We start from the raw sequence: 10474 nt of genomic DNA on the forward strand, positions 1-10474 counted from the left end.
TTTGTGTGTCCTGGATCACTCGCGAAGTCGCGGTGGCCGCGTCCCGCCGAGCCGGGGGTGGCACGGGCTCTCCCGGCACTCTGGGCGCCCCTCGGCCGCCGGGCGCGGGCGTGCCGTGCGCGGCTGTCGGTGTCAGCTCCGGCCGGAGTGGGCGGGGGCCGCGGAGCGGTCGGATCCGTCCCCGGCCGACGGGAGCGGAGCGGTTCCCGCCGCCGTCGTGGACCCGTTCCCGGACCCCCGCAGGTTCCGGAGTGCCTCCCCCAGGGCCAGGGCCAGAGCGCGTGCGGCCTCGGCCCTGGTCCTGGCCTGCGCGGCCAGGCGCACCGCGGCGGCGCGGGCCTTCTCCGCGTCGGCGGCGGCCCCGGCCGCGACCGCTGCGGCGGCCTCGGCGCTGGTTCGGGCCTCGTCCGCCGAGTCGCGCGCGCTCCGGGCCTTGGCGGCCGCCGCGTCGGCGGCGTCGCCGGTGGCGCGGGCGGCGGCCTCGGCCGCCTCTGCGGCTCGGAGGGCGTCGGCGGCGCGCGTGGCGGCGGCACCGGCCTGCGCGGCCACCGCGTCGGCCCGGGTCCGCAGGTCCTCGGCCAGGGCCGCCAGCCTCCGCGCCTCGGTGGCGGCAGCCGCGGCGCGCTCCGCCGCGGCCAGGGCCTCGCGGTGGGCCTGTGCCGCCGTCCCGCGCGCGGCTCTGGCGTCCGCGGGGCCGGTGCCGTTCCCCTGCGTGCGGGGGCCGGTCGCGGTCCGGTCGGTGGTGCCGCGTTCCCCCGCCAGAGCCCGCCGGATGGCGCGATCGGCCTCGGTGCGGGCGGCTCGGGCCTCGTTCCGGGCCCGCTCCGCGTCCCGGGTGATCCGGTCGGCGCGGTCGAGGGCGGTCCGGGCGGCGGCGGCCGCGTCGCGGGCCTGCCGGGCCACGTCCCGGGCGGCGGCCGCCGCGGAGTCCGCCCGCGCGGCGGCGGTTCGCGCGTCGTTCGCCGCCTGTCCGGCGGCACCGCGGTGCCGGGCCGCGGCGTCGGAGGCCCGCTGCGCCCGGTCGCGCTGGGCCTCGGCGTCCGCGCGCAGCGCCTCGGCGTCGCGTGCGGTCTTCTTCGCGCCCGTCTCGGCCCGGGCGGCCGAGTCCCGCGTGTTCTCGGCGTTCACCCGGGCGGTGTCGGCCGACCCGGCGAGGCCGTCCAGGTGCGCGGCCGTACGCACGGCGCCCGACCGCTGGTCCCGGAGCCGCGCCTCCCTGGTCTCCGGGTCCTCGCCGAGGCCGTCACGGCCGCCCGCGGATCCCGGCGGGGTGCCCGGGGCCGTGGCATCCGGGCCCTTGTCCGCGTCCAGCAGTGCGAGGTCGCCTTCGAGGGCGGAGACCTCCGCCGTGCGCTGGTCCGCCGCGCCGCGCGCGCTGTCGGCGGGGTCCGCCGCCTGTTCACCGGCCCGGACGATCGGCGGGACCCTGGCGGTGACGGTGTCGGGCAGGCCCGCACGCGCTCCCTCGGCCGCCTGCTCACCGGCGCTGACGGCGGCCGCGTGTGCGGCGTCGGCCGCCGTGCGCGCTGCCGTGACGGCGTCCCGGGCGTTCGGCGCCGCCTCACCCGGCGGGCGCTCTCCGGTGAGTGCCCGTTCCGCGTCGCCGACGGCGTCCCGCGTGCCGCGCAGGTCCCGGGTCACCTCGGCGGCGTCGGTGTCCGCGTCCCGGGCGTGCTGCCGCGCGGTGTCCGCCGTGCCGCCATCCCGGTTCGCGCCGTCCCCGACGGCCGGAGGCGCGGGGGCTTCGTGGCTCGGCGGTGTCAGGTTCAGCTCCGAGCGGAAGCGGTCGACCAGGGACTGCCGGGGGCCGGTGGGCGCCGGCTCGGCCGCGGGGGAGGTGACCGTGATCGTCGGCGTGCTCCGGTCGTCCCTCGCCGTGTGCGGATCCGGTGCCGGGCTCTCCGTCGCCGGGGGCAGCGGGGCGGTGCCCGGCTCCGGCGTCGGCGCCGCCAGCGCGGCGCGCGCGCCGTTCACGGCGCCGACCCAGGAGTCGAGCGCCGTGTCCAACTCCGTCAGCGCCTGCCCGTACTCCGTCGCCGCGTCGGCGTAGGCCTTCGCCCGACCGGTGTCGTCGGGGTTCCCGACGTACCTCTCGGCCAGGCCCTCCAAGGGGGTCCGGGCCCCGGCGTACTTCTTCTCGGAGTCCGTGAACGAGGTGCGCGTGGTGTCGAGCTTGTCCAGGGCCCCGGTCATCGCCTCGGCCTGCTCGGGGGTGAGGATGCCCCGCGCCACGGCGTCGGACTCCGAGATCCATCCGGTCATCCTGACCGTCGTGTGCTCGACGTCCCACCGCGTGGGCCTGGAGTGGAGGGGGGTCTTCGGCAGGCTCGCGTCCCCCTGGTGCAGCAGTCCGGGGGCCTTCAGCCTGGTCGCGGCGCCGATCGCCCAGGTGGCGTCGTACTCGATGAGGTAGGCGGGACCCTGGCGGAGCACCGTGGACTCCGGGTAGCCCTTGACCGCCTGGCTGCCGCCGGCCGAGGACCCCTGGGCGGTGTGGGTGTCGACCGAGGCGTCTCCCGTCTGGACGCCCCGGTGGTCGTCGTAGGGCAGGCCGCCGCTGGTCGTGCCGGTGGGGCGCAGTTCCCCGCCAGTCCCGCTTCCGGCCGTGCGACCGCTTCCGAACGTGTCGGTGCCCGCCACCGTGCGCGAGACGCTGAGCTGGCTGCCCGGGACCACGTCCAGGATGCGGGCGTTTGCGGTGTCGGACAGGACCTTGAGGGCCCATTCGGTCCGGCCCATCGAGGTCAGCCCCACCCCGTCGTCGTTCGTGGCGGCCGACGGGTAGACCGCCTTGAGCGCCAGGGTGTTGATGTGGTGGTCGATGGTGTTGTACTTCGGGTCGAGGCCGAGTTCGCGGGCCACGTGCGCGTATGCCGCGTCGGCGGCGGCCTGTGTGTAGCGGCCGTTCTGCGACGCGTCGGCCGGGGGCGTCCAGCCGAGGGTCCTGGCCACGACGACGGCGGCCGTGTTGCGCAGGGGGCGGGCGTCGTCCTCCACGGTGGTCGGCAGGACGGGGGCGCTGTCGTCTCCCGCCCTGCTGCCGCCGTCCGCGCTCTGGTCGCGCATCATGTCGGGCACGGAGGCGTAGTGGAGGGCGGGCCGGGGCGCGTCGGTCCCCGCAGTGGAGGACGTGTCCGCGGTGGCGGTGTCGGGGGCCGGTGGTGTGCCCTGTTCGCCGGTGGCGGCGGAGGCCGCCGGGTCACGGGAGTCGGAGGCGTTCCGGCCCGCGTCGGAGCCGGCGGGAGATGCGGCGTCCTCCGCGCCCGTCCGGGGCGCCGTCCCGTCGCCGCCCTCCCCGCCCCCGGTGGTACCGGTGGCGACGACCGCAGGGGCCTCCGGCGGGGTGAAGACGACGTAGGGGGACGGGTACACGGTGTCGACGCGACCGCCGTCCCCCGAACCCCGGTAGGCGGTTCTGGAGTCGCCGCCGTGGACGAAGCTCCTCGGCTTGTCGAGTTCGAGCGTGAGGGTGAGCGTGGTCTGCGCGGTGACCTTGACGTACGGGGTCTTCATGCGCAGCTTGACGATCCTGCTGTCGTCCTCGGTGACGCCGGTGGAGCGGCTGTCCTTGGTGGACGCGGAGACCCCGCCCGCGGGGCTGAGGGCCAGGGGCCGGTGGTCCGGCTGCGCCTCGGGGCCGCTCTCGTCGCCCGTGTAGGGCAGGGGCTGCCTCAGCACGCCGTTGACCGACGCGGTCGTGACCGTGTTCCGGCTCTCGCTGAAGGCGTCGGACGCCTTCCAGGTGTGCGTCTCGGAGTAGGAGACGGATCCACCCACGTACCGCGCGTCGCCCGGGCCGGTGCGTTTGTCCAGGTGGACGTAGACCTTGGCGCCGTCCGCCGCACGCATGCGGTGCGGCGCCGAGTCCTCCTCGGTGTGGGCGCCGGCGCTGCGGACCTTGACGGGGACCGGCACGGTGGGGCTCGGGTTGTTACCCAGGTTCGTGGTGAGCGCGTGGAGCAGTGTCTCCCGGCTGTCGCCGGTCAGTTCCAGGTCGTTCGCGGCGAGGTCGTCCACGAGCGACTGGAGGGCGGCGCTCGGGTCGGCCGGGCGCATCTGCCTGCCGCTGTGCTCGAACCCGGGGCGCACCCGGGCGGTCTCGGGGCTCTTCGGGTTGGGCTGCGGAACCAGCTCCAGGCCGCTGTCGGTCCGTTGCACGCGGTCCAGCACGAGTCCGGCCTCGTGGGCGTCGCGGGCGTGGAAGTAGCCCGAGACCAGGTCCTGGACGGGGACGGTCCACCCGCGGAAACGGGTGTTCCAGTTCAGGGGCGGGCCGATGCTCCAGTTCTTCAGGAACTCGAAGGCCTGGGTGAGGTGGCCCGAGCCCCGGAACGCGTACACCTTCTCCATGTTGGGGACGAAGAGCACCGCCGAGGAGAACGTGTCCGAGTGCGTCGCCGCCGTGTTGGCCGAGGTGAGGGTGCGGCTCGCGGAGGGGCCGGCGGCCGGGGTCGGTCGGACGGCCTCGGAGGGGAGGGAGTCCTCCCCCGGTTGGGGGTTGGGGTTCCTCCCGGAGACCGCTCCGCCCCTGAGGGTGAGGCTGTCGGTCTTCGTGGACGAGGTGGACAGCTTGATCTCCTGGACGCCGTTCCACTGGATCTGGGCGTCGACCGCCCGGAAGTCGGTGACGGAGTCCACGTCGACCTTGGTGGCGACGGTCGTGCGGACCTGGTGCGGGGACCTGAACCCGCCCCCCGTGTCCTGACGTGTGCGCGCGCCCCCGGGCCCGGTCGCTCCCTTGTTGGTGGCCAGGTTCTCCGAGGACAGGACGTTCTCGAACAGCCTTCCTCCGCCGGTGGAACTGGTGAGGAACCGGTCGAGCTTGAGGCGGTAGCCGTCGAAGAGCCCCTGGCGGGGTGAGGAGAAGGCGCGGTAGGTCTCCTCCAGCAGTCCGCGCCGCCCCCGCGTCCGGGTGTCGAAGTCGGTGCTCACACGCTCGACGGTGCCGCCGCGGTGGATGATCTCGCGGGCACGCCGCACGTTCAGCGACGGTGCGTCCCGGGGGTGCTCCTCCGGTCCGGTCCCCCGGCCGGTCGTGCTCGGGCCGTTGTCGCCCGGGGGCGGCTCGGGGTCGGTGCCCCGGCCGCCGGTGGTCACGGCCGTGGCGGCGTCGTCGGTGCCCGTGGTGCCCGTGGTAGTGGGGGCGGCGGTGGTCGCGGGAGCCGGAGGTGTGCGGGGGGTCGGCACGAAGTTGCCCCGGATGATCTCCTCGGCCTGCTGCGGTGTGAGAGGGGTCGGGTCGCCGACGACGGTGGCCGTGGCCGGGGGCACGTCCTCCGGGCTCGCGAGGGTCGTGGTGTGCTCCGTCCCCGGTGGGTTCGTCGCGCCGTCCTGCCCGTGCGGAGCCGCGGGGGTGATCCCGTCGGGCGCTGTTTCCCGCGGTGTGTCCCGGGTGGTGCTCCGGGTGTCCGCGCCCGTGGCGGGCCGGGCGGGGGTGTCGGAGGAACCGGTGGCCGGGGGCGCCTTCGGGGTGAGCAGGGAGGCCTCCCCGTCCATGCCCTTCCCCAGGAGGGGGATGCCCCGCTCCATCGGGTGGCGGTCGTCGCGGGCGAGCCCGATGTCGTCGTGCTCGAACAGCCGCGCGTCGAAGCGCACCCGGGAGGTCCACTGGTCGGAGTCCCCGATGAAGTAGACGGTGTCCTCCGCGCTCCGGGTGACGGACCTGGCCTCGCTGTGCCCGCTGCCCCAGCTCTTGACCAGCGAGACGGAAGGGGCGCCCGTGACCCGGGGGACTCCGCGTGCGTCCTGGGAGGACTCGTCGCGGATGATCCCGCCCACGGTCCCCGTGACGGAGTGGGTGAAGTTCGACCCCTTCGTGGTGGTGATACCGGCCGAGCCCGTGGAGCGGGCGCCGCCGCCGGCGGACGTGTCGAAGGTGTGCTCCAGGCGTCCGAATGCGGCGGCGACCCGCACGGTCACGTGGTCGGGGCGCAGACCCTTGTCCAGGGCGAGCATCGCGGGGTCGATCACGGCGGGCTCGGTGAGGCGGATCGCCACGCCGTCGCCCGGCAGGTCGTGCCCCGAACTCTTGAGGTTGGACTCGCCGAGCCCGTTCAGGATCTTGAGTGTGTTGGCCTGCGCGATCTCGTGGTTGCGGCGCAGGAGGTACCGCTCGCGGGGGGTGCGGTGCGCGTCGTCCCCCATGTGGCTCGGCCTGGTGGCGTAGTCCGCGCGGGTGCGCGTGATGTCGGGGATGACCAGGCCGGGCCGCTTGTCGGCGATGGCGGTGAGGACCCTGTGCGCCAGTTCGTCGTAGAAGGTGCGCTGGGGGACGGGGGCCGCCCGGGTGCCGCCGTCGGTGCCGTTGTTCCCCGTGGTACCGGTGGGAGAGGTGTCGCCCGCAGGCGATCCCTGGGCGGGGGTTTCCCCCGGCGCGGCCGGGGGTGTGGTGGCGGGCGGTGCGTGCCCGAAGCCGCGCAGGGTGGCGCCGCTCAGGTCCGTGGGGTGGTCCACCGCGAGGTTCGGGAACGGGGGCCGGGGCGGCTGGGGCGGTTGGACGGTGGAGGCCGCGGTGTCCGTGCCGTCGGCGGACCCCTCCGGCGCCGGGGCCTTGGGCGGTTCGCCGTTCAGCAGGCGGGCGTCCTCGATCGTGAGCAGTTCGACGGATGCGCCCTCGAAGCGGTGAGGGTTCGGCTCCCCCTGCAGGTGGACGTAGTAGTCGCGCTTGACGTCGTAGGCGGCGTGCCCGGCCGGGTTGTTGACCGTGTGGTTGGTCAGGCCGGACTGGTCGCGGGTCACACCGGTGTCGGACTCGTAGGAGGCGGCGTACTCGACAGTGGGGACGTCGAGTCTGACGCTCCTGCCGCCGGGCAGTTCCAGCCAGATGCCGAACCCGAGGCTCGCCGTCCCCGTCACCACGGTCGATCCGGTGACGCTGGAGGAGTTGTCCCTCTGCGAGACGTTGCGGTGCAGGAAGTCCGTCAGCCCGGGGGCGAAGTCCTTGCGGTGGTACTCGGTCGGCACCGACCACATGCGCATGATGCTGCTGCGGCCGTCCGGGGTCTGGATCCGCAGGTGGGCCGGGCTGTTGGTCATCTGCGGGAGGTACTGCTGCACCTGGTCCCCGGCGAAGGCGCGCTCGATCCGGCCGCGGAAGTCCGCCGCCGCGCGCTCGGCCCTGGTGGGCTTGTGGCCGGGCGGGCGGGTCTCGTCCGGCCCCTTCCCGAGGAGGTGGTCGGCGAGCCAGGAACCGAGGCTGGTGGTGCGGCGCCCGCCGCCCGACCCGGGGGCACCGCTCCCGGAGGCCGCCGTGGTGCCGCCGGCGGTTCCCGTGCCGCCGGCGGCCCCGGTGACCGGTGTGATGGCGGAGACCTCGATCGGGTGGCTGGTGCCGGACGAGGGGCGGTTCACCGGGCCCCGGTGCCCGTCGGCGCCGACCGGCGCGTCCGTGAGGAGGATGTGCTCGGGCGCGTCCTTGTTGGAGACGGCCCCGCCCGGGAGGTTGATCGCCAGGCCGTTGTACCCCGTACCGTTCGGCGTGTGGGGCGCGTCGAGTCCGGGACCGGTGACGGACGCCGCCATGTGCAGGTCGGCGACGTAGACGGTCGGCTTGCCGATCATCTCGAGTCCGCTGTCCGAGGTGGCCTTGCTCGCCGCGCTGAAGCCCGTGCTCCGCACGTCGGTGCCGAAGCGCCCGCCCGCGGAGAAGGTCGGCCCGGCGCTGTTCCCGCCGACGTCCCCGACGTAGAACGGGTTCACGGTCAGTTTCGCGCCGACGGTCTTGCCCGGGCCGGAGGAGCCGCCCTCCGTGGAGTTGACCCCGGGGCCCAGGTCGTGCAGCCAGATGGAGCGGGGGTCCCCGCCGCCGCTCGATGCCGGGGTGTCGACGTGGAAGAAACCGTCCTCGCCGGGACGCAACCGGAAGGTGGCCTTCCAGGTTCCGCCGGCGTCCGTCGCACTGAGGGTGTGCCCCTCGCCCTGGAAGAACCGCCGCGGACCCTCGCGGGTGAGGACGTCGAGCGCGTGGTCGCCGATCTCCCGGCGCACCTGCTCCGGCATGCCGGGTGTGGAGTTCAGGACGTCGCGGACGAAGTCGGGCACGGGCTCGGTGAGGAGCATGTGCTGGCCCAGGAGGGTGGAGGTGGTGAGGTATCCCAGGTCGTGGCTCTCGCCCGCACCCCTGTCCGGGGCGACGGTGCCCTCGTAGTCGAACCGCGGAGTCGGGGGCGGGGGCGCCTCGGAGCCGGTCGGGGGCGGCGCGGCCGGGTCGGGGGTGTTGCCGGTGAGGTCATCGCCCGGACGGGCAGGGGGATCGGTGCTGAGGGGGCCCAGGGGGATGTCCCTGCTGGTTCCGCCGAGGGGGACGGGGCCGGTGTCGCGGCTCGACCCGCCGGTGGTCTCCACGGTCATGACGGTGGTCGGGCCGTCGGGGCGCAGCAGGTCGGCCTGCATCTGGGCGAGGTGGTCGTAGGTGCGGTAGGCCTCGTTGGCTCCGCGCTGTGCCTCGTGGGCGCGGGTGCGCAGGTCGTCGGCGTCGGGGCGGCCCTGGCTTTCGGCTTCCCGGGTCTGGTCGACCAGGTCCTGGGCGTGCTGGTAGCCGCTGATCGCGTCCTTGATGCTGGCCGAGGCCAGTTCCCCGAGCCGGATGGCGGTGGTGATCCGGTTCGGTGTGGTCTGCGGGGAGGGGTTTGCCTGCCCGGCGGTGGGCGCGGGTGGTGGAGTGACCTGCCCGGGCGGGGGCGTCACGAGGGGCGGTGGGACGGGCACGGCGGGGGAAGCGCCGTCCCGGTCTCCATCGCTGTCCCGGGGGCGGTCGCCGTCCTGTTCCCCATCGTTGTCCCGGGGGCGGTCGCCGTCCTGGTCTTCCGAACGGGCGGGCGGGGCGGCGCCCTGGTCGGCCTGTTCGCCCTGGGAGTCGGGTAGAGGGGTGGGCGCGGGGAAAAGGTGGTCCGGTGCCCCGGGGAGGGGCGTGGTGTCCGCGGGCTGCGGCGGCCCGCTCTCCGTTCTGACAGTGGGCACATCGTCGTCGGCCGACCGGTGGACGGAGGGGTCCGGGGTGTGGGTGTCGCCGGTGCTCTGGGGGGAGTGCGCCGCGCCGTCCCGTTCGGAGGGGGTGGGGCGCTGGTTGTTGTCGGTGGTCGGGTTGTTCGGCGCGGTCGGGGGTGGTTGCTGGCCCGTGGGTGGCGGGGTCGGCTGGCCGAATGGGGGTGCCACGGTGAGGGGGGCCGTGGTGTCCTGCTGCTGCGGTTCGGGGGCGGTGCTGTCGACCGGGTTCGTGTTGGCGGGGTTGTCGTTGTGGTTGGTGTTCGGTGTGGTTTGGTCGGTGGCGGGGGGTGGGGTTGCCAGGGGGTTGTCGGGGACGATGGCGTTGAGGAAGTTGACGGTGAGGGGTCCGTCGTTCATCCCGGGCAGGTAGGGGTCGTTGTCGAGGCCGAGGGGTTTGGTGTCGGTTGTGGCGAAGGGGTCCTTGCCGGTGTCGGGGGTGCGGGTGTCTGGGTCGTCGTGGACGCGGACGGTGTCGTCGGGGGTCCGGTCGCGGTCGTCGGGGTCGCCGAAGTCGGAGTCGGTGTCGCTTCCGGTGTCGCTGACCAGGTCGGGGGCGTCATCGACGTCGGGGGTGTCGTCGCGGTCGTTCGTGGACTGCCCGTCGCCCTGCCCGGCGGGGGCGGGAGTGACGTCGCGGTTGTTCGTGGACTGCCCATCGTCCTGGCTGGAGGGGGCGGGAGTGGCGTCGCGGTCGCCGGTGCCGTTCGTCGCGGTGGCCGGGGGGACGTTCCGGTCGGGGCCGCCGTCGCGGTCGCGTCCGGCCCGGTCCTCTCCGCCCCGGTTCTCCCCGTCGGGGCCGTAGTCCCACCGGTCGGATCCGCTCTCGGAGGGAGGCCACCCGTTCCCGTTCCAGGGAGGGTCGGACCCTCGCTCAATGGAGGAATCACTCTCGGTCCGAGGCGGAGGAGTGGCCAGGTCAGGCGTGTCCTTGTTGTTGAACAGGTCGAGGCCGTGCAGGGCGCCGTCGGTGGCGCCCTGTTGGATGCCTGCTTGGGAGGCGCCGGCGGTGGCGGAGAAGACGGAGGCTTCCCAGCCGCGTCCGTCGGCGAGGCTGCCCAGCCCTTCGCCGAGGTAGCCCTCCAGGGCTCCGCTACCGATGTTGCCGCCGGTCTGCTGGGCGTAGGCGCCGGTGGTGGAGAAGTAGTCGTTGAGGGGCTTTTGGAGGTTGACGGGCACATCGGACAGGTGGTCGCGCATGTGCGGCGGGAGACGGTCGCCGATGGTCTCGCGCAGGTGTTGGCCCAGGTTGGGGTTGTTCCAGTGCCGGGCCAGGGTGTCGGCGTAATCGCGCCCCAGGTCACGCGCGGCACTCTCGCCCAGGTGCTCGCCGAAGTTGCGCGCGAACAGGTCGCCGAAGTCCTGGCGTGCTGTGGCGGCTTTGGCGGCGTTGTCGAAGGCGCCCGCGCCCAGGGGGCTGGCGGGGTTGTAGGGGGTGAGGAACTCGTCGTTGTGGCGCCCGAACACCTCGGCGAGGTCCTTGTTCAGGGAC

1 protein-coding gene is annotated in these 10474 nt (G+C 74.7%); it reads right to left on the bottom strand.

Going from position 1 to position 10474, the window contains the following annotated elements; translation table 11 throughout:
- Positions 1-132: 132 nt before the first annotated feature.
- Complete coding sequence (locus Q8791_RS16715; RefSeq protein WP_330092644.1) at positions 133-10449, bottom strand: hypothetical protein; 10317 nt, start codon at positions 10447-10449, stop codon at positions 133-135.
- Positions 10450-10474 lie beyond the last annotated feature (25 nt).

The sequence above is a fragment of the Nocardiopsis codii genome (genome assembly GCF_036327455.1).
Taxonomy (GTDB): Bacteria; Actinomycetota; Actinomycetes; order Streptosporangiales; family Streptosporangiaceae; genus Nocardiopsis; species Nocardiopsis codii.